Origin of the sequence: Sinorhizobium psoraleae (assembly GCF_013283645.1) — a bacterium.
GTDB classification, from domain to species: domain Bacteria; phylum Pseudomonadota; class Alphaproteobacteria; order Rhizobiales; family Rhizobiaceae; genus Sinorhizobium; species Sinorhizobium psoraleae.
Genome location: NZ_JABEKV010000004.1, coordinates 71,034 through 93,911, shown reverse-complemented (window position 1 = coordinate 93,911; position 22,878 = coordinate 71,034). Strand labels below are relative to the sequence as shown.

Annotated in this window: 21 protein-coding genes; 10 read left to right on the top strand and 11 right to left on the bottom strand. The window is 60.4% G+C overall.

The genetic code is table 11. The annotated features are described in order from the left end of the window. Nucleotides 1–83: 83 nt before the first annotated feature. Together ILFOPFJJ_RS21340 and ILFOPFJJ_RS21335 are read left to right on the top strand one after the other, a co-directional pair. The gene (locus ILFOPFJJ_RS21340) at nt 84–857 is read left to right on the top strand and encodes an NAD kinase (protein ID WP_173512591.1); all 774 of its coding nucleotides are present in this window, start codon (nt 84–86) and stop codon (nt 855–857) included. 87 nt (nt 858–944) lie between these two features. After that, complete coding sequence (locus ILFOPFJJ_RS21335; RefSeq protein WP_173512590.1) at nt 945–1,463, top strand: hypothetical protein; 519 nt, start codon at nt 945–947, stop codon at nt 1,461–1,463. An 86-nt stretch (nt 1,464–1,549) separates the two neighbouring features. Here the strand turns inward: ILFOPFJJ_RS21335 and prfB are convergent. From prfB to ILFOPFJJ_RS21320, 3 genes are all read right to left on the bottom strand, one after another. Then, nucleotides 1,550–2,681 (bottom strand): peptide chain release factor 2 gene (gene prfB / locus ILFOPFJJ_RS21330; protein WP_173512589.1). Its coding sequence is split into 2 segments (ribosomal slippage): nt 1,550–2,611 and nt 2,613–2,681, totalling 1,131 coding nucleotides; the frame shifts between segments, so codons are not numbered across the junction. Between the two features lie 97 nt (nt 2,682–2,778). Continuing rightward, the gene (locus tag ILFOPFJJ_RS21325) at nt 2,779–5,232 is read right to left on the bottom strand and encodes a penicillin-binding protein 1A (RefSeq protein ID WP_173512588.1); all 2,454 of its coding nucleotides are present in this window, start codon (nt 5,230–5,232) and stop codon (nt 2,779–2,781) included. 356 nt (nt 5,233–5,588) lie between these two features. Next, complete coding sequence (locus ILFOPFJJ_RS21320) at nt 5,589–6,761, bottom strand: N-acetylmuramoyl-L-alanine amidase (RefSeq protein WP_246299757.1); 1,173 nt, start codon at nt 6,759–6,761, stop codon at nt 5,589–5,591. Nucleotides 6,762–7,588: 827 nt separating this feature from the next. On the opposite strand from ILFOPFJJ_RS21320, the gene ILFOPFJJ_RS21315 reads away from it, so the two are divergent. After that, entirely contained in the window at nt 7,589–10,384 is a 2,796-nt protein-coding gene (locus ILFOPFJJ_RS21315; protein ID WP_173512586.1) for an Rne/Rng family ribonuclease, read from the top strand. Nucleotides 10,385–10,561: 177 nt separating this feature from the next. On the opposite strand, the gene ILFOPFJJ_RS21310 is transcribed toward ILFOPFJJ_RS21315, so the two are convergent. After that, nucleotides 10,562–11,710 (bottom strand): pyridoxal phosphate-dependent aminotransferase, encoded by a 1,149-nt coding sequence (locus tag ILFOPFJJ_RS21310; protein WP_376741440.1) that lies wholly within the window; start codon nt 11,708–11,710, stop codon nt 10,562–10,564. Nucleotides 11,711–12,045: 335 nt separating this feature from the next. Here ILFOPFJJ_RS21310 and ILFOPFJJ_RS21305 point away from each other — a divergent pair, with 335 nt between their 5' ends. From ILFOPFJJ_RS21305 to aat, 5 genes are all read left to right on the top strand, one after another. Continuing rightward, a complete protein-coding gene (locus tag ILFOPFJJ_RS21305; RefSeq protein WP_173512584.1) occupies nt 12,046–12,810 on the top strand; it encodes a DsbA family protein in 765 nt (254 codons plus the stop codon). Nucleotides 12,811–12,968: 158 nt separating this feature from the next. After that, nucleotides 12,969–13,415 carry a type II 3-dehydroquinate dehydratase gene (gene aroQ, locus ILFOPFJJ_RS21300; RefSeq protein ID WP_173512583.1) on the top strand — a complete coding sequence of 149 codons (447 nt, stop codon included), beginning with the start codon at nt 12,969–12,971 and terminating at the stop codon, nt 13,413–13,415. A 24-nt stretch (nt 13,416–13,439) separates the two neighbouring features. Further along, on the top strand, nt 13,440–13,910 hold the full coding sequence (gene accB, locus ILFOPFJJ_RS21295) for an acetyl-CoA carboxylase biotin carboxyl carrier protein (RefSeq protein ID WP_173512582.1): 471 nt from the start codon (nt 13,440–13,442) through the stop codon (nt 13,908–13,910). Nucleotides 13,911–13,922: 12 nt separating this feature from the next. Next, on the top strand, nt 13,923–15,266 hold the full coding sequence (accC, locus tag ILFOPFJJ_RS21290; protein ID WP_173513312.1) for an acetyl-CoA carboxylase biotin carboxylase subunit: 1,344 nt from the start codon (nt 13,923–13,925) through the stop codon (nt 15,264–15,266). Nucleotides 15,267–15,275: 9 nt separating this feature from the next. Then, on the top strand, nt 15,276–15,890 hold the full coding sequence (gene aat, locus ILFOPFJJ_RS21285) for a leucyl/phenylalanyl-tRNA--protein transferase (protein ID WP_173512581.1): 615 nt from the start codon (nt 15,276–15,278) through the stop codon (nt 15,888–15,890). Nucleotides 15,891–16,110: 220 nt separating this feature from the next. Here the strand turns inward: aat and ILFOPFJJ_RS21280 are convergent, their stop codons facing one another. From ILFOPFJJ_RS21280 to gatB, 5 genes are all read right to left on the bottom strand, one after another. Beyond that, entirely contained in the window at nt 16,111–16,563 is a 453-nt protein-coding gene (locus ILFOPFJJ_RS21280; RefSeq protein ID WP_173512580.1) for a DUF2155 domain-containing protein, read from the bottom strand. A gap of 207 nt (nt 16,564–16,770) precedes the next feature. Then, on the bottom strand, nt 16,771–17,166 hold the full coding sequence (locus ILFOPFJJ_RS21275) for an NADH:ubiquinone oxidoreductase subunit NDUFA12 (protein WP_173512579.1): 396 nt from the start codon (nt 17,164–17,166) through the stop codon (nt 16,771–16,773). A gap of 106 nt (nt 17,167–17,272) precedes the next feature. After that, nucleotides 17,273–17,737, bottom strand: coding sequence for a GNAT family N-acetyltransferase (locus tag ILFOPFJJ_RS21270; RefSeq protein ID WP_173512578.1), 465 nt, complete (start codon nt 17,735–17,737; stop codon nt 17,273–17,275). 103 nt (nt 17,738–17,840) lie between these two features. Beyond that, nucleotides 17,841–18,338 (bottom strand): GNAT family N-acetyltransferase, encoded by a 498-nt coding sequence (locus tag ILFOPFJJ_RS21265; protein ID WP_173512577.1) that lies wholly within the window; start codon nt 18,336–18,338, stop codon nt 17,841–17,843. Nucleotides 18,339–18,340: 2 nt separating this feature from the next. After that, complete coding sequence (gene gatB / locus ILFOPFJJ_RS21260) at nt 18,341–19,843, bottom strand: Asp-tRNA(Asn)/Glu-tRNA(Gln) amidotransferase subunit GatB (RefSeq protein ID WP_173512576.1); 1,503 nt, start codon at nt 19,841–19,843, stop codon at nt 18,341–18,343. 161 nt (nt 19,844–20,004) lie between these two features. On the opposite strand from gatB, the gene ILFOPFJJ_RS21255 reads away from it, so the two are divergent. Beyond that, on the top strand, nt 20,005–20,307 hold the full coding sequence (locus ILFOPFJJ_RS21255) for a DUF1294 domain-containing protein (protein WP_173512575.1): 303 nt from the start codon (nt 20,005–20,007) through the stop codon (nt 20,305–20,307). A gap of 176 nt (nt 20,308–20,483) precedes the next feature. Beyond that, nucleotides 20,484–20,738 (top strand): YjhX family toxin, encoded by a 255-nt coding sequence (locus tag ILFOPFJJ_RS21250; RefSeq protein ID WP_173512574.1) that lies wholly within the window; start codon nt 20,484–20,486, stop codon nt 20,736–20,738. A gap of 72 nt (nt 20,739–20,810) precedes the next feature. Here the strand turns inward: ILFOPFJJ_RS21250 and ILFOPFJJ_RS21245 are convergent, their stop codons facing one another. Both ILFOPFJJ_RS21245 and ILFOPFJJ_RS21240 read right to left on the bottom strand, forming a co-directional pair. Then, nucleotides 20,811–22,151, bottom strand: a complete 1,341-nt coding sequence (locus ILFOPFJJ_RS21245; RefSeq protein ID WP_173512573.1) for a GGDEF domain-containing protein — start codon at nt 22,149–22,151, stop codon at nt 20,811–20,813. A 304-nt stretch (nt 22,152–22,455) separates the two neighbouring features. Beyond that, entirely contained in the window at nt 22,456–22,869 is a 414-nt protein-coding gene (locus tag ILFOPFJJ_RS21240; RefSeq protein ID WP_376741439.1) for a GNAT family N-acetyltransferase, read from the bottom strand. Between the last annotated feature and the right edge of the window lie 9 nt (nt 22,870–22,878).

The window sequence follows — 22,878 nt, the reverse complement described above, 5'->3', positions numbered from 1 at the left end:
ATGCGTTCACGGCAAGGCCGTGCCAGAAAATGGGTTCAGCAAGCCAATCGCCCTGCCCTCTCACGACGAACGGACTGAGTTTCATGGCCCGCAAGTTCAACTCACTCGCCTTCCTCGCCTCCTCGGCCGAAGAAGCGGAAAAAGCGGCGAAAGACCTCAGGGCCATCTATGGCGACCACGAAGCGGACGAGGCCGATGTGATCGTCGCGCTCGGCGGTGACGGCTTCATGTTGCACACACTGCACAAGACTATGAATACCGGCAAACTCGTCTATGGCATGAACCGCGGTTCGGTCGGCTTTCTGATGAACCGCTACAGCACGGAAAACCTGCATCAGCGCATCGAGAAGGCGGTCGAGAACGCCTTCCATCCGCTGGAGATGCGGACAACCGACGTCAACGGCAACATATTTACGGCGCTGGCGATCAATGAAGTCTATCTGTTCCGCCAATCCTACCAGGCCGCCAAGCTCAAGGTCATCATCGATGGCAAGACGAGGCTCGAGGAACTGACCTGCGACGGGCTTCTGCTGGCGACACCGGCGGGCTCGACGGCATACAATCTTTCCGCGCACGGTCCAATCCTGCCGTTGGAAGCACCGCTGCTGGCGCTCACCCCCGTCAGCCCGTTCCGCCCGCGGCGCTGGCGCGGCGCGCTGTTGCCCAACCACGTCACCGTGGAGATAGAGATCCTTGAAGCGGACAAGCGGCCGGTCAACGCGGTCGCCGATCACCAGGAGGTCAAGTCGGTCGTCAAGGTGCGCATCGCCGAATCTGAAAAGCTGACCGCCCGCATCCTCTCCGACCCGGACCACTCCTGGTCCGACCGCATTCTTGCCGAGCAATTCTCCAATTGAAATCACGCGTTGCAAGACGGATGTGATATGGTTCAAAACGATAGGCGCTGGCTGTCAATCACGCATATCAGGAGGATGCGCCGACCGATGTACAAAGTCCTGTTTCTTGCGCTGTCCCTCGCCCTGCCACCGAGCAAGTTGCTCGCGCAGGAATCCCCCATCCTTCCCTCGAACGTCATCTTCGTGACAAGCACCGGTTTCTGGGAGGAGAGCGGCGCGCTTTCGCAGGGTCATGCGGAGGAAAGGGCGGGCGGCGCAACGCCCGGTTCGCAAGGGGCGCCGGAAAGTTCGCCTGATGGGAAGCGCGGCTACTACAAGCTCATTGCGGTCCGCCAGAGCGATGGCACCGCGCAGGTGCACCTTCAGCAGATTGCGTCGGCACCGACTGGCCCTGAAGTGGTTTCCTCCGCCGAACTGGAAGAATTCACCGCACTGAAGCCGTATATCACGGACATTCGTCCCGAAACGTCGACCGGCATCACCACGCAGCCGGGCATGTTCGCGACCGTCTATCTGAAGACCGATCCGTCTGCCAAAGAACCGGAATCGTGGACCGTGCTGATTGACGATCTTGGTGACATCAAGATCGAGCGCGCAACGAACTGAGATCAGTCAATATATAAGGCCGGGCGCGAGACCCGGCCTTCGATAATCCTACGCAGTTCCGGACAAAACCGTTACCTGGAATTGCTCTAGCTTAGATCTTCGACAAGGGCATCCGCGCCACCCTGTACACGGTGGGCAAGGGCAGCTTCCATGAAGTCGTTCAACTCGCCGTCGAGCACATCGCCGGGGCTCGTGCTTTCGACGCCCGTGCGAAGGTCCTTCACTAATTGGTAGGGCTGGAGAACATAGGAACGGATCTGGTGACCCCATCCGATATCGGTCTTGGAAGCCGCCTCGGCGTTCGCTGCTTCCTCGCGCTTCTTGAGCTCGGCTTCATAAAGCCGCGCGCGCAACATATCCCAGGCCTTGGCCCGGTTCTTGTGCTGTGAGCGCTCCTGCTGGCACTGCACGACGATGCCGCTCGGCATGTGCGTGATACGCACGGCAGAATCGGTCGTGTTGACGTGCTGGCCACCGGCACCCGAGGAACGGTAGGTATCGATGCGGCAGTCGCTTTCGTTAATATCGATCTGGATTGAATCGTCGACGACCGGGTAGACCCAGATGGACGAGAACGACGTATGCCGCCGGGCATTGCTGTCATAGGGCGAAATACGGACAAGCCGATGCACACCCGACTCTGTCTTCAGCCAGCCGTAGGCGTTATGGCCTTTGACGAGGAGCGTTGCCGACTTGATGCCGGCTTCTTCCCCATCCTGGATTTCCATAAGCTCCACCTTATAGCCCTGACGCTCGGCCCAGCGGGTGTACATGCGCAGCAGCATGTTCGCCCAGTCCTGGCTTTCGGTGCCGCCGGCGCCCGAATGGACTTCGAGGTAGGTGTCGTTCTGATCCGCCTCGCCGGAAAGCATGGCCTCGACCTGCTTCTTCGCGGCCTCGTTGCGCAGCTGTCTCAAGGCCTCCTCGGCGTCCGCAACGATTGCTGCGTCGCCTTCTTCCTCGCCGAGTTCGATGAGTTCGATATTGTCATTGAGCTGCTGCTCGAACCGGCGCAGACCGTTTATGCCGTCGTCGAGCTGTTGGCGCTCACGCATCAGCTTCTGAGCCTCAGCGGCATCGTTCCAGAGCGACGGGTCCTCCGCCTTGTTGTTCAACCAGTCCAGTCGTCTTACCGCCTGGTCCCAGTCAAAGATGCCTCCTCAGCAGGCTTATGGCCTGCTTGATTTCGTCGACAATGTTCTCGATTTCGCTACGCATGATCCTGCTTCTTGTGAACCCGTAAAAAACGTGAGGCTCAAATAGCGACGCCCGCCGCCGATGTAAAGGCGACGCGCGGCGCATCGGACATAAAGGGTCAGAACAGGCCGTTCGAGCCGGAGGTTACCGCCTGGTTGGCCTGCGGGGAGTTCCGCAGGATCTCCTCCGGCGGCACATATTGGTCGAGGCCACCGATGACGGAGAAGCTATCAGCAGGGCCCGTGCCCGGCTTGAAGGCTTCGATGATCGTGTCCGGCTCGCCTTCGACAGCCGCCATGCCTGTCTTTCGGTTGACCGGAATGAGGCTCATGCCTTCCGGCACCACGAACTTGCCGGGACGCGTGCCCTTAACCGCCTCCTGGATAAAGGCGTTGAAGATCGGCGCCGAAAGACTGCCGCCGGTCGCCCCACGGCCGAGCGGCGCCGGATCGTCAAAGCCGAGATAGAGGCCTGCCACGAGATCGGGCGTATAGCCGACGAACCAGGCGTCCTTCTCGTCGTTGGTCGTTCCGGTCTTGCCGGCAATCGGACGATCGAGTTGGATCTTGCCGGCCGCCGTGCCACGCGCGATGACACCTTCCATCATGGAGGTGATCTGATAGGAGGTCATCGGATCGAGGACCTGCTCTCGATTGTCCGTCAGTACAGGCTCTTCCTGCTTTTCCCAGTCGCCGGCATTGCAGTTGTCGCAGGTGCGATCCTCGTGCCGGAAAATCGTCTTGCCGTAGCGGTCCTGAATCCGGTCGATCAGCGACGGCTTGATCTGCTTGCCGCCATTGGCGATGACCGCATAAGCCGAGACCATGCGCAGCACCGTGGTTTCGCCCGAGCCGAGCGACATCGAAAGCAGCGGCGGCATCTTGTCGTAGATTCCGAAACGCTCGGCATATTCGGCAACGATGTTCATGCCCATGTCGTTCGCAAGGCGCACCGTCATCAGGTTGCGCGACTTCTCGATGCCAAGACGCAGGGTGGAAGGACCGGCCGAACCGCCCCCGTAATTCTCAGGACGCCAGACCTGGCCGCCGGCAACGATCTCGATCGGCGCATCGAGGATAACCGAGGCCGGCGTGTAGCCGTTGTCGAGCGCCGCCGCGTAGACGAAGGGCTTGAAGGACGAGCCGGGCTGGCGCATCGCCTGCGTCGCACGGTTGAATTCAGACTGGGCATAAGAGAAGCCGCCTACCATCGCCAGCACGCGGCCGGTGTGCGGATCCATCGCAACCAGCCCGCCCTGCACCTTCGGTGGCTGACGCAGCCGATATTCGCCCTTTTCGCCGGTCGGTTCGACATAGACGACATCACCCGGGCCGAGCACGCCTTCCGGCGACTTGGCGGTCTTGCGCTGGCCACCGGCGGAACGGTAAGCCCACTGCATGTTCTTTGCCGAAATGTGCCCTGTCAAACGTTCCGGAACGATCTTACCGGAGGCTTCCTTCTCCGGTTGGATGCCGATCTCCGCCCCTTCCGCATCGACGGACAGCACGACCGCCAGCTTCCATTCAGGCACATCGCTCAAGGACGCAATCTTGCCGAGCGGCTCGCCCCAGTCGCCGCCGATCTCGATCGTCTTGATCGGACCGTGAAACCCACGGCGCTCGTCATAGCTCAAAAGGCCGTCCTGCAGCGCCTTGCGCGCTACGATCTGCAGCTGCGGATCAAGCGACGTACGCACCGAAAGGCCGCCTTCGTAGAGAGCGTTGTCGCCATATTTCTGGATGATCTGCCGGCGCACTTCCTCGGCGAAGAAGTCCGACGCGAAAAGATGGGCGCCGCCGCGGCGCGGCGTCACACCTAGCGGCTGCTTCTTCGCATCTTCACCGTCCGCCTTGGTCACGTAGCCATTTTCCACCATCCGGTCGATCACCCAGTTGCGGCGCTCGATCGCGGCCTCCGTCTTGCGGAAGGGATGATAGTTGGCTGGTCCCTTCGGCAGAGCGGCGAGGTAGGCGGTTTCGGCAACGGTCAGTTCGGTCACCGACTTGTCGAAATAGGTCAGCGCCGCGCCGGCAATCCCGTAGGAGTTCAGGCCGAAAAAGATCTCGTTCAGGTAAAGTTCGAGGATACGGTCCTTGCTGTAGGCCTGCTCGATGCGGAAAGAGAGGATTGCTTCCTTGATCTTGCGATCAATCGTCTGGTCGGAGGTCAGCAGGAAGTTTTTCGCGACCTGCTGGGTGATCGTCGAAGCGCCGACCGGGCGACGGCCGGAGCCGAAGTTCTGCAGGTTGACGGCGATCGCGCGCACAAGACCGGTGATGTCGACGCCGGGATGCTGGTAGAAATTCTTGTCTTCGGCGGAAATGAAAGCCGCCTTGACGCGGTCGGGGATCGCCTGGATCGGCAGATAGAGGCGCCGCTCGCGGGCATATTCGGCCATCAGGGCGCCATTGCCGGCATGGAAGCGTGTGGTTACCGGCGGCGCATAGTTGGCCAGCACCTCATAATCCGGCAGGTCCTTGGTGATGGCACCAAGGTAGATCGCGACGGCTGCAGCGACGCCAAGCAGCAGAAACGCACCAACGCCGAAAAAATATCCAATCAGTCTGATCATCAGTCAGATACCGGTACCTAATTATCGTCCCATTGCCAGGCCGCCGCCGCATAACGCGAAAGCTCGAAGGCTCCGTGTTCTCGCCAACGAAATCGACCTCGCCAAACTATTCCGTCAGAAATCGTCTGGTATTACAGCTGCACGTTTCTGCGCTCCCTCTTATGGCGAGGGAGCCTACGCATCAACATTGTTTCCCAACAAATCCGGGCGCCTTGTTCCTAAAGTGCCCGGATTGTGAGTAAAATAGGGCTTGTCGCTGATTATCCCGTGCGCATCCTGTTGAAAAGCATATCGCTGTTACCCGAGCGACACAAATCACTTCCCACACGCCACGGTGCCGTCGAACTTGGGATTGACTAACCGCCGTTTGCAACGGCCGTCTCGCGATAGCGTCGAACGGCCACAGCGAGCAGACCCGACACCTTCTTGCGCCATTCCGGATCGAGCAGCTGCTTCTCGTCGTCCTTGTTCGAAAGAAAGCCGAGTTCGAGCAGGATCGAGGGCACATCCGGCGCCTGCAGGACGCGGAAACCGGCATGGCGATGGGGATTGTTAATCAGTTTGATCTGCCCCTCAAAGGAGGAAACGACCGTGCGCGCGAGATTGACCGAGAAGGCCTGGGTTTCGCGTCGCGTGAGATCGATCAGGATGTCCGCCACCTCTGCCGGTTCGCTTTCCAAGGGCACGCCGGCGATCTCGTCGGACAGGTTTTCGCGCTCGGCCAGATTGGCTGCGAGGTGATCGGATGCCTTGTCGGAAATCGTGTAGACCGTGGCCCCGCGAATATCCTTCTGTTTCAGCGTGTCGGCGTGAACGGAGATGAAGAGGTTGGCGCCTTTCTGCCGTGCGATCTGCACACGCTGCGGCAACGACAGGAACTCGTCCCGATCGCGGGTCAGGAACGCCTCGACGCCGGCTTCGCGCTTGAGCGTCGCGACCAGTTCCTCGGCGAAAGCGAGGGTCACATGCTTTTCCTCGGTCTTGGTGACGGTGCCGATCGCGCCTGTATCGATGCCGCCATGGCCGGCGTCGACAGCAATCACGAAGGCACTAGGGTTTTTCACTGCGGCGGCGACCGGCCGATCGGTCTTTGCCGCACGTACCGTTCCCGTCCACTGCTGGTCGCCGAGAAGCTCATCGAAGCGGGCCTGGTCGATCTTTTCGGCATCAAGGATGAGCCGGAAGCTCTTGCCGTCCTCTTCGGCCTTCACTTCCGCGTGGCTGACCTCCACCGGTCCCTTGGCGGACAGGACGAGCCGCGAGGTACCGACCCCCATCCCGCCGTAGCGGATGGCGTCGAACAGCCCGCGCGGCTCCAGGCTCTCCGGCTTCAGGCCGAAGGAGGTCTGCGGCAAATCGACGATGATACGGACGGGATTTCCCACGTAATGGATGGAAAATTCCGGCTTTCGGTCGAATTCGACAACGATGCGCGTGCGGGCATCGTCGCCGGCGATGCGAGCACCGAAGGCAAGCAAGGGGATCGGCTCCGCGGCCCGCACATCGGCCGCGTCCTGCACCACGGTCATCGCAGCAAATGCAAAGGCGATCACTCGCAGAGAACGACACCACGACGTCACAGATCGCAAAGAACGCAAACGTTTCGCCGAAGGCATCACCCTGGGCTCCCCACAAATTCCGTCGGATATCGGCGGTCCGCCCTCCGGCAAGACCGCTATCCCCTCAACCAATGAACCCTCATGGTTAACCAAACCTTGATAATCCTCATGATGGCGGCATGACAACGCGACTCGCTGGCGCGAACGGCTTCCTTACCGATCAATTTCACCGGGGCAAGCGAATCGATCAATATTGTGGCGTCAAAGGCTTTTCCCTTGCCAATGTGACATAGAAACCATAAAAGCGTCACAAGGAGAAAGTGTTGACGGGATAGAATCGTCGGCCGGGCAGCCGGAGCTTTTCCAGAGCTTGGCGCCAGGAATGATCGAGCCGGAAATGCCGGTTACAACCGTATCATGCCTTACGCGGCCGCAGGTGTTCATCCGCCGTCGCTGCATTTCCTCCCCGTATACTGGATCGCAAATTTCCGGCGGTGGCCGGAGTTCTTGATGGTGATTTTCACCAGATGCCCGCAAGCGGGCGCATTCATCGGGCCTCGCCTTCGAGGTCCAGGACATTGGCATTCTTGTTTGGTCTTTGATGTGACTCAGCAGTATCGGTCAGAAGTAAAGAGGCCCCGGGACGTGAACGTTCCGGCTGCCGTCTGGCTGCTGCACCTTCACCTGCACCAAACAGGACCTTTCACATCCGGCGCAGTTTTCGACGTGTCTGACGGCCTTCCCAAGGAAGCAGGTCTGTCTGCCGTTGCACCCTCGCGCCGAGGAGCACAACTTAGATGGCAGAGAAAATGCTTATCGATGCGTCTCACGCAGAGGAGACGCGCGTCGTTGTCGTACGCGGGAACCGCATAGAAGAATTCGACTTCGAATCGGAACACAAGAAGCAGATCCGCGGCAATATTTACCTGGCCAAGGTGACCAGGGTGGAGCCTTCGCTCCAGGCCGCTTTCGTTGACTATGGCGGCAATCGCCACGGGTTCCTGGCTTTCGCCGAAATCCATCCGGACTATTACCAGATCCCCCTCGCCGATCGTCAGGCGCTTTTGAAGGCGGAGGCCGAAGAGGCCCGCCGCGACGACGACGTCGAACCGGTCGAGACGGCGAGCGAGCAGAAGCCCGCGCCGGTCGAAGCCGAAGCGGAAACCGTGGCCGAGCTCGCCGAAGCCGTCGAAGCGGCCGCCGAGGAGCCCGCGGAAGTCGAAGCCGTCGCGGAGAAGCCGAAGACAAAGGCAAAGCCGAAGCGCACCCGCCGGACGAAGGCGAAGGTCGCCGAAGAAGCTTCCGAGACGACGGAGAGCCAGGACGGCGGCGAAGAGACTGGCAGCGGCGAGATGGCCGCCATGGTCGAAACCGATTCGATTTCCGAGGACGTCGATACGCGGCGGCGCCGCGACGACGATGATGACGACGACGACGCCCATGACGGCGAGAAGGAAATCATCGAATCCGTCGGCGCCGAAGACGCGATGGAAGAAGTTCCGGACCGTCAGGTGCGCAGGCCCCGCAAGCAGTACCGCATTCAGGAAGTGATCAAGCGCCGGCAGATCCTGCTGGTCCAGGTTGCCAAGGAAGAGCGCGGCAACAAGGGTGCCGCACTCACCACCTATCTCTCGCTCGCGGGTCGCTACTCGGTTCTGATGCCGAACACTGCGCGCGGCGGCGGCATTTCCCGCAAGATCACCAACCTCCAAGACCGCAAGCGCCTGAAGGAAATCGCTCGCGGACTCGAAGTGCCGCAGGGCATGGGCGTGATCCTGCGCACGGCCGGCGCCAACCGCACCAAAGTCGAGGTCAAGCGCGACTTCGAATACCTGATGCGCCTTTGGGAAAACGTCCGTACGCTGACGTTGAACTCGACCGCGCCTTGCCTCGTCTACGAGGAAGGCAGCCTGATCAAGCGCTCGATCCGGGATCTCTACAACAAGGACATCAGCGAGATCATCGTCTCCGGCGAGGAAGGCTACAAGGAAGCCAAGAGCTTCATGAAGATGCTGATGCCGAGCCACGCGAAGGTCGTGCAGCCCTATCGCGACGTGCATCCGATCTTCTCGCGCTCCGGCATCGAGGCACAGCTTGATCGCATGCTGCAGCCGCAGGTAACGCTCAAGTCGGGCGGCTATATCATCATCAACCAGACGGAAGCGCTCGTTTCGATCGACGTCAACTCCGGCCGGTCGACCCGCGAGCACTCGATCGAGGACACCGCCCTCCAGACCAACCTGGAGGCGGCCGAGGAAGTGGCGCGGCAATTGCGCCTGCGCGACCTTGCCGGCCTCGTGGTGATCGACTTCATCGACATGGAGGAGAAGCGCAACAACCGCGCGGTCGAGAAGAAGCTCAAAGACTGCCTGAAGAACGACAGAGCACGCATTCAGGTCGGCCGCATCTCGCATTTCGGCCTGCTCGAAATGTCGCGCCAGCGCATCCGTGCCTCGGTTCTTGAAAGCACGATGCAGACCTGCCCGCACTGCAACGGCACGGGTCATGTCCGTTCGCAGTCCTCGGTCGCGCTGCATGTGCTGCGCGGCATCGAGGAGTATCTGCTCAAGAACACGACGCACGACATCACCGTACGCACGATCCCCGAAATCGCGCTTTACCTGCTCAACCAGAAGCGCGGTACGATCATGGATTACGAACAGCGCTTCGGAGTCTCGATCATCATTGAGGCCGACGCCCATGTCGGCGCGCAGCATTTCGCGATAGATCGCGGAGAGCCGGTCGAGAACCCGGTCAAGATCGAACAGCTTCTGCACTTCGAGCCGGAACCGGAAGAAGACGACGTCGTGATCGAGGAAGATCTGGACGAGGAAGAAGCCGCAGAAGCCGCGGCCGAGCGTCCGGAGCCCGCAAAGGCACAGCAGGCCGACGAACAGGGTGGCCGCAAGCGCAAGCGCCGTCGTCGTCGGCGCGGCAAGGGCGGTGGTCCGGCGACGGAAGCAGTGGCCGCTGAAGCTGACGAGACGCTGGAAAGTGTGGCCGACGAAGCTGAAGAGGCCGAGGACGAAGAAGACGCTCAGGAGGCAGGAGCAGCAGCGGAGGACGATGCCGAGCAGAAGCGCAAGCGTCGACGCCGCGGCAAGCGTGGCGGCCGCCGCAACAAGCTGGAATCGGTAGAAGGCGAGACCACTGGCGATGTTGCTGCTGAGGCCGCCGACGAAGATGCTGCAGCCGAAGACGCCGTAGCTGAAGAGGCGGAAGCGGCGGAGCCTGTAGCCGAAGCGCCTGTTTTGGCAGAGGCCGCATCCGTGGAAACGGTGTCGGAAGAAACGAAGCCGGCCAAGCCGAAGCGTACTCGCAAGAAGGCGGTGAAAGTCGACGCTGACGTTGACGAGGCAGCCCAGACGGCAGTCGAAGCGCAGTCGGAGACTGTAGATCCGGTGGCAGAAGCCGTCGAGGAAGCCGGCGCTGATCTCGAAGGGGCTAAGCCCACGAGGGCTAATCGCGACCTCGCGACGATCGCGTCCGAACCCGTCATCACCTCGAATGTCTCAAACAAGAAGGAGACCAACGACGAGGAGCCTCCGAAGCCGAAAAAGGGCGGCTGGTGGCAACGTCGCGGTTTCTTCTGAGCCAGAGATAGAATGACTGAACAAAAAGCCCGGATTCGCTCCGGGCTTTTTTTGGTCCCGCCCGCTACGGCTGCCGCAGGCGGTGTATCGTAGCCGAGCGATCGCGAGCGACAGTACATCGCACGCTTGCGACGAAGATTCCAACAATCGCCATAACCACCTGAAACGACGTGTCAATCAGGCCAGCCAGCGGGAGACGCGATCCATCGCCTCCGACATCTCCGCTGCGGATCCAGCGTAGGAGAACCGCATTGTGCGGTGCCCTTCCACAGGGTCGAAGTCGAAACCGGGCGTCGCCGCCACATTGATCTCGGCCAGCATCCGGCGCGCAAAGGCCATGCTGTCATTGGTAAATCGGCTGACGTCGACATAGGCGTAGAAGGCCCCGTCCATCGGCGAGGCGATCGAGAGGCCGATCTGCGGCAGGCGCTTCATCAAAAGTTCGCGGTTGGCTGCATAGGCGGCCTTGTACCCGTCCAACTCTTCATGCGCGTCGAGCGCCGCCTCGGCGGCGATCTGGGAAAGCTCCGGCGGCGAAATATAAAGGCTCTGGGCCAGGCGCTCGAAGCTGCGCACCTGCACCTCCGGCAGCACCATCCAGCCGATGCGCCAACCGGTCATGCAATAGTATTTCGAGAAGGAGTTGATCACGACCACATCGTCGGTCACTTCAAGCGCCGTGGCCTCTTCGCCAACGAATGTCAGACCGTGATAGATCTCGTCGGAAATGAAAGTGATACGCTCGGCGCTGCAATAATCCGCAAGTGCCTTGAGACCCGCCCGGCCTGTCACAGTTCCGGTGGGATTGGCCGGGCTTGCAAGAAGCACGCCCTTGAGTGGCTTGCCGATGCGGTCGGCCACGCGCGCGAGGCTTTCCGGCGTTAAGGTGAAGCCGGTTTCACTGCCTGCCTCAACCTCAACGACCGTAAGACCCAGGGCCTGCAATATGTTGCGATAGGCGGGATATCCCGGACGGGCGATGGCGACGCAATCACCTGGATCGAAGAGCGCGAGGAAGGCGAGATTGAAGGCGGCCGACGAGCCAGTCGTGACAGCAATCCGCTGCGGATCGAAGGCAAGGCCATGACGTCTGTGGTAGTGGCGAGCGATCGCCGTCTTCAATGACAGCGTGCCAAGCGCGTCAGTGTAGCCGAGGCGGCCGTGTTCAAGGGCGCACCTTGCTGCTTCAAGCGCCGCCTTCGGGGCCGGATGGACCGGCTGACCCACTGCCATCGAAATGACCGGATGGCCAGCATCGCGCCGCCGCGTGGCTTCCGCCAGCACATCCATGGCATGAAAGGGCTCGACGGCACTGCGTCTCGACATCTGTGTCAATGTAAATCCTCTGCTGCATGTCCATAAAATCGAAAGAGGAAAACATGCCGCAATTCAAATTGCTACAGCGTCATTTGCGCGTCTGACAAGACGCGCGGCGCTGTGGAAGCGGGCTAGTTTGCGCCCCTTTGCCTGATCATCTCGAGCTTCACAAGTGCGAGAGTGCCGCATTTCCGCCGATTTTGCCGTTTCGTTTCGCCGCGGCGCACCCTATGCTCGCATAAAAGGGTGCGAACCTTGGATAATTGTTGTCTTTCAAATACGCACATTGACGCAGCCGTGCGAAATGAACGACAGACAGAATACGGAAAGACAACGAGGAAAGAATGACCTTCAAGAAGATGATTGCCGCTGGGACGCTGCTCGCGCTTGTTGCGGGCGTAGCCTTGCCGCAGACGGCCGCCGCGCTCGATGCGAAACAGAAGGAAGAGTTCGGCGCCTTCATCAAGGAATATCTGCTCGCCAACCCCGAGGTCATGCTCGAGGTGCAGGAAGCCCTTGCAGCCAAGCAGCGCGCCAAGCAGCAGGAAGCGTCCGAGGCGGCGATCGCCAAGAACAAGAAGGCGATCTTCCAATCCGATCACGATGTGACCCTCGGCAATCCTGACGGCGACGTGACGATCGTCGAGTTCTATGATTACAATTGCGGCTACTGCAAACGTGCACTCTCCGACATGGATGAGATCATCACGGCGGACAAGAACGTCCGTTTCGTGCTGAAGGAACTGCCGATCCTCGGGCCTGACTCCCTTGCCGCGCACAAGGTCAGCGCTGCCTTCCGCCTGATCGCTCCCGAAAAATACGGCGACTTCCACCGCGCTCTGCTTGGAGGCGAGGAGCGGGCGACTGAGGAAACGGCGATTGCCGTCGCGGCGAAACTCGGCGTAACCGAGGAACAGCTGCGGGAGAAGATGGAAAAAGAACCGCACGATTCCGCCGTGCGCGAGGCTTATACGCTCGCAAACGAGCTCGGCATCACCGGCACACCATCCTATGTGATCGGCAATGAAGCGGTCTTCGGCGCCGTCGGGGCCAACGAGATCGTGACGAAGGTGGCGAACATGCGCAGCTGCGGCAAGACCGTCTGCTGAACCGAGAGACACCACAAAGATGTCAAGCGGCCTTCCCCAGGTCGTGTTCCTCTCAAATCACCGTCACTTGTGGACAAATCCGGCGAGGGCCTAAGGGGCTTTTCCTCGCGAAACCATCAGTCTATAGGTAACCCTCCATCATCGGACCGGAATCCCTTATGCCCTCGACGATTTTTGTGCTGAACGGCCCCAACCTGAATGCGCTCGGCAAGCGCGAGCCAGGTATTTATGGCGGCCAGACGTTGGCCGACCTCGAGGCGATGTGCAAGTCTGAGGGCAACTTGCTTGGCTTCGACGTCGATTTCCGGCAATCGAACCACGAAGGCACTCTGGTCGACTGGCTGCACGAAGCCGGCGAAAAGGCCGCAGGCGTCGCCATCAACCCGGGCGCCTACGGCCACACCTCGATTGCCATGCATGATGCCATTCGTGCAATTGCTGTTCCCGTCGTGGAACTGCATCTTTCCAACATCCATGCGCGCGAGGAATTCCGCCACAAGTCGATGATCGCACCGGCCGTCAAGGGCGTGATCTGCGGGTTCGGCGCGCAGAGTTACATTCTGGCGCTGCATGCGCTAAAGAACCTGACGGACAAATCGAAATAAGAAGAACACGAGGCTCATACTCCCATGGCTGAAAAGAAACCGGGTATCGATCAGGCGCTGATCCGCGATCTCGCCAATATCCTCAATGATACCGATCTGACCGAGATCGAGGTGGAGCAGGACGATCTGCGCATCCGCGTTTCGCGCAATGGCACGCCTGTCGCGATGTCGATGCCGGCAATGCCCACCTATCAGGCGCCGCCCCAGGTCGCCGCGGCTCAGCCCGCCGCCGCCCCGGTCGCCGAAGGCGGCCGTAATTCCAAGAATGCCGTAACGGCCCCGATGGTCGGTACCGCCTATCTGTCTCCTGCGCCGGGCGCCCGCCCGTTCATCGAAGTCGGCGCGCTGGTCAAGGAAGGCCAGACGATCCTGATCATCGAGGCGATGAAGACGATGAACCAGATTCCGGCACCGCGCGCCGGCAAGGTCACCGAGATTCTCGTTCAGGACGCGGCCCCTGTAGAATATGGCGAACCCCTGATCGTGATCGAGTAACGCACGATGGCGATGATCTCGAAAATCCTCATTGCCAATCGCGGCGAAATCGCTCTGCGGGTGCTACGCGCCTGCAAGGAGCTCGGCATCGCAACCGTTGCCGTGCATTCGACGGCCGACAGCGACGCGATGCATGTCCGGCTGGCGGACGAAAGCGTCTGCATTGGACCGCCGCCTTCACGCGAAAGCTATCTGAATATCCATCAGATCGTCGCCGCCTGTGAAATCACCGGCGCCGATGCGGTGCATCCGGGCTACGGCTTCCTCTCGGAAAACGCCAAGTTCGCGGACATCCTCGACGCGCACGACATAACCTTCATTGGTCCGACGGCCGAACATATTCGTCTCATGGGCGACAAGATCACTGCCAAGAAGACGGCGGAAGCGCTTGGCATTCCGGTCGTGCCTGGTTCCGAAGGCGAGGTGAAGCCCGAGAATGCGCTTGAAGTCGCCCGCAAGATCGGCTTCCCGGTGCTGATCAAGGCGACGGCCGGCGGCGGTGGCCGCGGCATGAAGGTCGCGAGAACCGAAGACGACCTCGAGCATGCCGTCGCAACGGCGCGCGCCGAGGCGGCAGCGGCTTTCGGCAACGAAGCCGTCTATATGGAAAAGTTTCTCGGCAGGCCGCGCCATATCGAAGTCCAGATCGTCGGCGACGGCGAAGGCAATGCCATCCATCTCGGTGAACGCGACTGCTCGCTGCAGCGCCGCCACCAGAAGGTCTGGGAAGAAGCCAACTCGCCTGCCCTCAACGTCGATCAGCGCATGAAAATCGGCCAGATCTGTGCCGATGCGATGAAGAAGATGAAGTATCGCGGCGCCGGGACGATCGAGTTCCTCTATGAGGACGGCGAGTTCTATTTCATCGAAATGAACACGCGCCTGCAGGTGGAGCACCCGATCACCGAGGCAATCACCGGCATCGACCTGGTGCACGAGCAGATCCGCGTGGCATCGGGCGCCGGTCTCTCGGTCAAGCAGGAAGATATCGTTTTCTCGGGCCACGCCATCGAATGCCGCATCAATGCGGAAGACCCACGCACCTTCGTGCCCTCCCCGGGTACGATCACGCATTTCCACGCGCCGGGCGGCCTCGGCGTGCGTGTCGACAGCGGCGCCTATCAGGGCTATCGCATTCCGCCCTATTACGACAGCCTGATCGGCAAACTGATCGTCCACGGCCGGACGCGCGTCGAGTGCATGATGCGGCTTCGCCGCGTACTCGATGAATTCGTCATCGACGGTATCAAGACGACCTTGCCGCTGTTCCAGGAACTGATCAACAATCAGGACATCGCCAACGGCGACTATGACATCCACTGGCTGGAGCACCATCTGGCCACAACATCCGCATAGGACAAAGAGTTGAAAGGGACGCGCAGCAAACAACCGGACATAACGCCGGACATGTTGCTGCGCGCCTATTCGATCGGCCTCTTCCCAATGGCCGACTCGGCCGATGATCCGGAACTCTTCTGGGTCGAGCCGGAAATACGCGGCATCATTCCGCTCGATGCCTTCCATATCTCCCGCAGCCTGGCGAAGACAATTCGCCGGCGTCCGTTCGAGATTCGCTACAACACCGCTTTCGAAGCGGTGATCGAAGGATGCGCAAAACCAGCGCCTGACCGGCCCACGACCTGGATCAACGACAAGATCCGCTCGCTCTATGCGGCCCTTCACCGGATGGGTTATGCCCACAGCGTCGAAGCTTGGCAGGATAACGCGCTTGTGGGCGGTCTCTATGGAGTCTCGCTAGGGGCCGCCTTCTTCGGCGAGAGCATGTTCTCGCTGCGCAGCGATGCCTCCAAGATCTGCCTCGTCCACCTGGTCGAGCGCCTGCGGGCGAAGGGATTCCAGCTCCTCGATACCCAGTTCACGACCGAGCACCTGAAATCGTTCGGCGCGATCGATGTGCCCAAAGCCGAGTACGAGGTTCTGCTGGCGAGAGCGATGGCCTCGTCTGACTTGCCGTTCTAGCTGCGCGCTTGCCCAGCACGCGGCGGCCTGTCATTCACGCTTCAACGGCGTCGCGCTGCAGCGTTTTGCGCTTCAAGATAAATCTTCTCGTTAAATCGGCTTCGGTTACTGCATCATTGCTTGCCGATCCAAGGTCAGCCATGCAGCAATTCGACATCTTTGCGCGTGTGATAGGACGGGCGGCGCTGCAAGGTATGTCATAGCGACGGTTGCCGGAAATCTACTGCTTCGCTGCAGTGTCCGGTGGCGGCAGGTCGGACGTTGCCTTGCAGGACTGCAGCCAGACGTCATAGACGGGGTGCTCAACGGCATTCAGGCCCGGGCTGTCAGCGAACATCCAGCCGGTGAAGATGCGCCGGATCTTGCGATCGAGCGTGATCTCTTCGACTTCCACGAAGGTCGTGGTCTTCGGCGCCTCCGTATCGTCGCGGCTGTAGCAGACGCGTGGCGTCACCTGCAGTGCGCCGAATTGCACGGTCTCGCCGATATAAACGTCGAACGTCGTGATGCGGCCGGTGATCTTGTCGATACCGGAGAAAACCGCGACGGGATTGGAAAGACGCGTTGCACGCGCGATATCGGTGGAGGACATCAACGGCAGCGCCATCAGCAGCGCAAGGCTCGCTTGACGGGCCGCCCGGCCGATCCAGTTCTGCAGACAGAAACCTGCCATTTACGCCAGTCTCCCCCGCGCTTTCCTATTCGTGCTTGGAGCGGTTCGTTCCAATTGAACCATGCGCCAACTCCTGTTTGCCGCATTTCCGGACGGCAACCGATTTCCGTATCACCTGGAATTGCTCCGGCCTTCAGGCGCTAAACCCGAAATGTGGCTGCGCCATGATCGAGGGGTTCGCTCATATCTTGTAAAGATGAACCGGGCTCAGGAGCGTGGCGTCCAGGCGTCGTAGTCGCCGGTCACGCGCGGGCGCTCGCCCACGCCCGCGATAGACCCTTTCGGGCGATAGGCGTTCGGCGTGCCCGTCTGGTTCGAACGATGCGGCTTCTGCCACTCGCGGGCTACGTATTTCTCGTCGGCGGGGGAAATGTCCGTACGGTGATGCATCCAGCCGTGCCAGCCGGGCGGGATGGCCGAAGCCTCGGCAGGTCCATTGTAGATCACCCAGCGCCGCGTACGACCTTCGGAATCCGTACCACCCTGATAGTAGACGTTGCCGAATTCGTCTTCACCCACGCGTTTGCCAAAGCGCCAGGTATGAAAACGCGTACCGATTGTCTGTTGGTTCCACCAAGTGAAAATCTGCAGCAGAAGCTTCATGGGTCTTCCTTCACCGGCCGTTGGGAAGGCAGCCGGACATCAATATCATGCTCCCGCTTATGCCCCGCCACTCATGCCTTGTCCAGTGATTCTGCTTTGCCGCCAGTCATTTCAGCCGCATCTTGAAGCCGATATGACTGCGCTCAAAACCAAGGCGCTCGTAAAATCGATGCGCATCGGCTCGCACGATGTTGGAGGTCAGTTGGACTTTCGAGGCTCCCTTCTCCCGAGCCTCGGCGACCGCGTGGCGAACCATGCGCTCGCCTATGCCGAGACCCCGCATGTCTTCGCGTGTCTGTACAGCCTCGATCACGAGGCTCGAACTGCCTCGCCCGGGAAGCGATGTCAGCAGCGCCGTCTGGAACGTGCCTACCACCTCGCCGCGGAGGATCGCCACATACAGGGTCTGGTGGGGTGACCCGCTGATCTCTTCGAACGCCGAGACATAGTCGCCGGAGGCTTCCGGTTCAGTCGTATCGCCGTGCCCGCCGAGCCGATCGTTGGCAAAAAGGGCAATGATCGCGGGCAAGTCCCCGCGCTCGGCTTGGCGGATTTCGAGGTCGATCGTCATTTCCCGTTTCTCCCGTGGCATCAACGCTGCGGCGCATCAATCACCAGGAGGCTGCAATTTCATGACAACCGGCGCGTATTCGCATCGAAACTGACCGCGAGGGCTAGGGAAGCTGCTTCTCCAGGATAAGCGCCGGAACGCCCGACTGTTCGTCTCCGCAATTCGCCGTCCTTCCTACTTCGGAAAAGCCATGCGCCCGATAGAACCCCAGTGCGTGAAGGTTTTGCGGCTCGACTTCCAAGCGCATGCGCTCAGCATCCGGAAAACAGGTTTCGAGTTCGGCAAACATGTCGCGGCCGATGCCCTGTCCTTGATATTTCGGAAGAACGTAGAGTTGGTGGAGGACGGCGGTTTTCGCAAGCGAGTCCGACATTGCCGCATAGCCCATGCCGGCAAGCTCTCTGCCGTTATCGGCAACGACGAATTCGGCATTCTTTCGCTGCAGACGCTTTCTCAAGGCGTCGATCGAATGCCATCTGGCGGTGAGTTCGTCGACTTTGTCGGCTCCGTAAAGCGTGTCGTAGGTCGCATGCCACGTCTCGGCCAGCAAGGCGCGGACCTTTTCGAGGTCGCGCTCACTGGCCGTGCGGACGAAAAACATGGTCATTCCTCGATGCCGAGCTTGGCCTTGACAAGCGCCTGAACAGCCTGCGGGTTCGCCTTGCCGCCAGTTGCCTTCATGACCTGGCCGACGAACCAGCCGGCGAGCGAAGGCTTTGCCTTGGCCTTTTCCACCTGATCGGGATTGGCGGCAATGATTTCATCGACGGCATTCTCGATTGCACCGGTGTCGGTGACCTGCTTCATGCCGCGTGTCTCGACGATCTCGGCCGGATCGCCACCTTCGTTCCAGATAATTTCGAAGAGGTCCTTGGCGATCTTGCCGGAGATGGTTTCGGCCTTGATGAGGTCGATGATGCCGCCGAGCTGAGCGGGCGAAATCGGAGTCTCTTCAATGGTTTTACCGGCTTTGTTCAAGGCGCCCAACAGGTCGTTGATGACCCAGTTGGCTGCCATCTTGCCGTCACGTCCGGCGGCCACCGCCTCGAAATAGTCGGCGATCGCCTTCTCCGAAACGAGAACCGAGGCGTCATAGACCGAAAGGCCCATGTCGCGGATGAAGCGCTCCTTCTTGTCGTCCGGCAGTTCCGGAAGATCGGCCTTCAAGGCCTCGACGAACGCGTCGTCGAATTCGAGCGGCAGCAGGTCCGGATCTGGGAAGTAACGATAGTCATGCGCCTCCTCCTTCGAGCGCATGGAACGCGTCTCGCCCTTGTTCGCGTCGAAGAGCCGCGTTTCCTGATCGACGACGCCGCCATCCTCGAGGATCGCAATCTGGCGGCGTGCCTCGTATTCGATCGCCTGGCCGACGAAGCGGATCGAGTTGACGTTCTTGATTTCGCAGCGCGTGCCGAAAGACTCGCCGGGGCGGCGGACCGAAACGTTGACGTCCGCCCGCATCGAGCCTTCATCCATGTTGCCGTCGCAGGTGCCGAGATAGCGCACGATCGAGCGCAGCTTGGTGAGATACGCCTTCGCCTCGTCCGACGAGCGCAAATCCGGCTTCGAAACGATTTCCATCAACGCGACGCCCGAGCGATTCAGATCGACATAGGACATCGACGGATGCTGGTCGTGCATCGATTTTCCGGCATCCTGCTCCAGATGCAGACGCTCGATACCGATCTCGACATCCTCGAACTGTCCCTGCCGGTCCGGCCCGATCGAAATGATGATCTTGCCTTCGCCGACGATCGGATCCTTGTACTGCGAGATTTGATAGCCCTGCGGCAGGTCCGGATAGAAGTAGTTCTTCCGGTCGAAGATGGAACGATTGTTGATCTTGGCCTTGAGGCCGAGGCCAGTGCGAACCGCCTGCTTGACGCATTCCTCATTGATGACCGGCAGCATGCCCGGCATCGCGGCATCGACGAGCGAGACATTGGCATTCGGCGCATTGCCGAACTCCGTCGACGCACTCGAGAACAGCTTCGAATTGCTGAGCACCTGGGCATGGACTTCCATGCCGATGATGACCTCCCAGTCGCCGGTGGCACCGGGAATGAAGCGTTTCGGATCGGGAGTGCGGACGTCGACGATGCTCATGTCATGCTCTTCTTTGAAGCCTGATTTTCGAGGTTTCTCGGTAGAGCAATTGGACCGCTGGTGCAAGGCTTGTGAGACCCGGGTAGACCGACCGCGCGGTCGGGACCGCCTTTAATGAAGCATTGGGCACCTTGTGCCTATTGTCGCCTATGTCGCCAATGATGACCCTTGTTGTTCTCGCAAGTATCAACCTCGCCACTTACTGTTTGTTCTGGCTGGATAAACGAGCGGCGCAGCACAACGCCTGGCGCGTGTCGGAGCGCATGTTGCTGACGTTTGCCATTGCCGGTGGCTCTCTCGGTGCGCTCGCCGCGTGTCATATTCATCGGCACAAGACACGCAAAGAACCGTTCCGGACGTTGCTTCTCTCCATCGTCACCTTCCATATCGGCCTCATCGTCGCCACCGCCGCCACAGATCCAGAGTCGCCGTCACTCCTTGACGCTTGGGCGGCCATTTTTTAGAACAATCACCGTCCGAATGGAGTCTTTATGTTCTTTCAGTCTGAGTCCCGGTAAGGGCCCTGCCGGCGGTCACCACGACTTGCGCGCACGGGCCGGAAACGTGAACCCCGCTCATCCCAGGATTTGCGGAACGTTTTCCTGCGTTCTCACGAGCGCCATTCCGGAATACTCAAACCATGGACATTTCGCGCGCGGAACAGCGCATTCTTCATCATTTGGCCCAAGGCGGCCGCATTGAAATTACCCGCGACGGCAAGGCGATCGCCGAAATCCGTTGTTTCACACGAGACGGCTGGGTCTATCCCGGCGTCGATCTCGAGCTCTTTCGCAAGCTGAAACAAAAAAAGGCGATCAAGTCCTCGGGCGGAAAGCCCTACCGCATCACCGAGCGCGGTCTCTATCTCGTCAGATCGGAACTCAACAACCGCTGAGTGCTCCAACTCCGATCATCCCCGGAGACTTTGCGATCTCCGGGGAGTTGACGGGATCCGTCTGGATCGGCCTCACGTTTCGACGATCGCTTCCGGCGGTATCACCTTCTCGGCGGAGACCGGTCCAACGACGCGATCCCGCCCCGCCGCCTTGGCACCATAGAGGGCGACGTCGGCTTGCGACAGCAGGTGTGAGAGCCCCAGCTTCGGCGACGCCAGCGTTGCAACGCCGACGCTGGCCGTGACGCTCAACTTCCCGCCGTGCGTGAGATCGACGGTCGCAGAACGGACCGCGTGCACGACGCGCTCTGCCACGTCGCTTGCGTCTTGCAGGGACTGGCGCGCGAGCACGATCGCGAACTCCTCGCCGCCCAGCCGGCCGAGGAGATCATCTGCCCGCAGTGTGCCGGAGATGGTTCGTGCCACGACCTGCAAGACACGGTCGCCAACGGCATGCCCGTAAGTATCGTTGATGGCCTTGAAATGGTCGATGTCGAGCATCATTGCGAAGGCGCGCTCGTTGCTCTTCTCCAGCCGGGCAATCAAGGCGCTCGCGCGCGCCATGAAGGCGCCGCGCGCCAGACATTGCGTAAGAGAGTCATAGTCGACCGCATGTGAAAGACGGGCGATCAGGCTGCGGCGCGCCATGTCGATACTCGCCACCGTCAAAGGCCCGAGGGCAAGCAGCGTTATCCCAAGCCGGGTCGATGTCAGCGTCGCTTCGGCAACGCCGCTCACCCCAAGGCGCAAGGCGCCAGACGCAACCGCCATCTGCGTCAAGAGACAGACAATCATCGTCAACGCCGTGGTCGCGAAGAGACCGTAGCTCAATGCGCACCAGATCAATGCGGGAACCGGAAAGGCTATGGCGCCCGGCCCGCCGACGAGCAGAGCGGCACCGCAGGAGAGCAGGAGGAGGATCAGAGGCAGCGGATGTGCCGCCAGGGCCAGCCCCTGCTTTAAGAACGCCGCCCTTCTCGATCTGCGAACAAGGGACGGCATAGTCTGGAAGGCCGGCACCAGCACCGTGTAGTTGACCAGATCCGTCGTCAGCCATGAAAGATACGCAGTCCAGGCGGGTTCATCGAAAAATCGCACACTGGCGACGGCTCCGACCACGGATGCGCAAGCACCGGCGACTGCTGCGACGGCGAACATGTAGAGGACGGAGAGCGGCCGGCGCAGACGCCGGTCCTCCTCGCGAAGGCGCATGAACAGGCTGTAGCCTAGGCCGGCGCTGACCAGGTTCGCAGCATTCAGCCCGATCGCCTGCCAAAGACCGGAGCCGGTCACGACGTCGGCCATCACATAGCCGGTTGCCGCCGAGAACCATCCGACCGGGGAAGCCAGCGATGGATTGCGCAGCATCAGACCAAGCAAAATCGCGTTTGCCGGCCAGATCGAAGCCAGCATCCCCACCGGTCGGCTGAAAATACCGAGCAGGCTCGCGATGAAGACGATCAGTCCAAGGCCGGCAATCAGGAGCGGATGAAAGGAAAACTTAACAAACGCCGGTCGTTCAATACTATCTCAAATATCTGCAACGAGCGCCCCCACGTCGCCACGCAATTTCATAACCGCAACATTTCATGGAGTCAGTGAACGAGGTGTGAATAAAGCGACCTTGGAGATATGCAATGTGGAAAACGCAGCATTCTCGAAACCGGGATTCCTTAGAGCGGCGCCGATTTAAGGAAATATGCTGCAGGTCTCGGCGTCAAACTTCCTGAAATTTATTCTGAGAAAACGCGTCGATCGAGTCTGAAATGAGCGGTTTGCTCAGCCCGATGAACTGGACGTCACGATCGAGCTTCTGCGAATAGGCCGTCGATAGCCAATTCACGCGATAACCGGACCTCTGGAAGAAGGCAATGGCGAAGGCGTTTTGCGCATGCGTCCTGGCGCTTGCCGTATCGAATCCGTCTGCCACGATGCGCTTCTCGATATGCGCAAGCAAAAAGCTACCGAGGCCCCTGCCCTGAGCCTCCGGTTCGATCCATAAGTCGGAGATCGTGCCGTCGAGATCTTCGCGCGCTACCCAACCGCGGACGCGCCCTCCTTCTTCGACCAACTGGACGGTGTGCCAAGGTGTCGAACGCCTGTTCCGCGAGCCGGCGCATTTTTGCTGCATCGGCAAGCG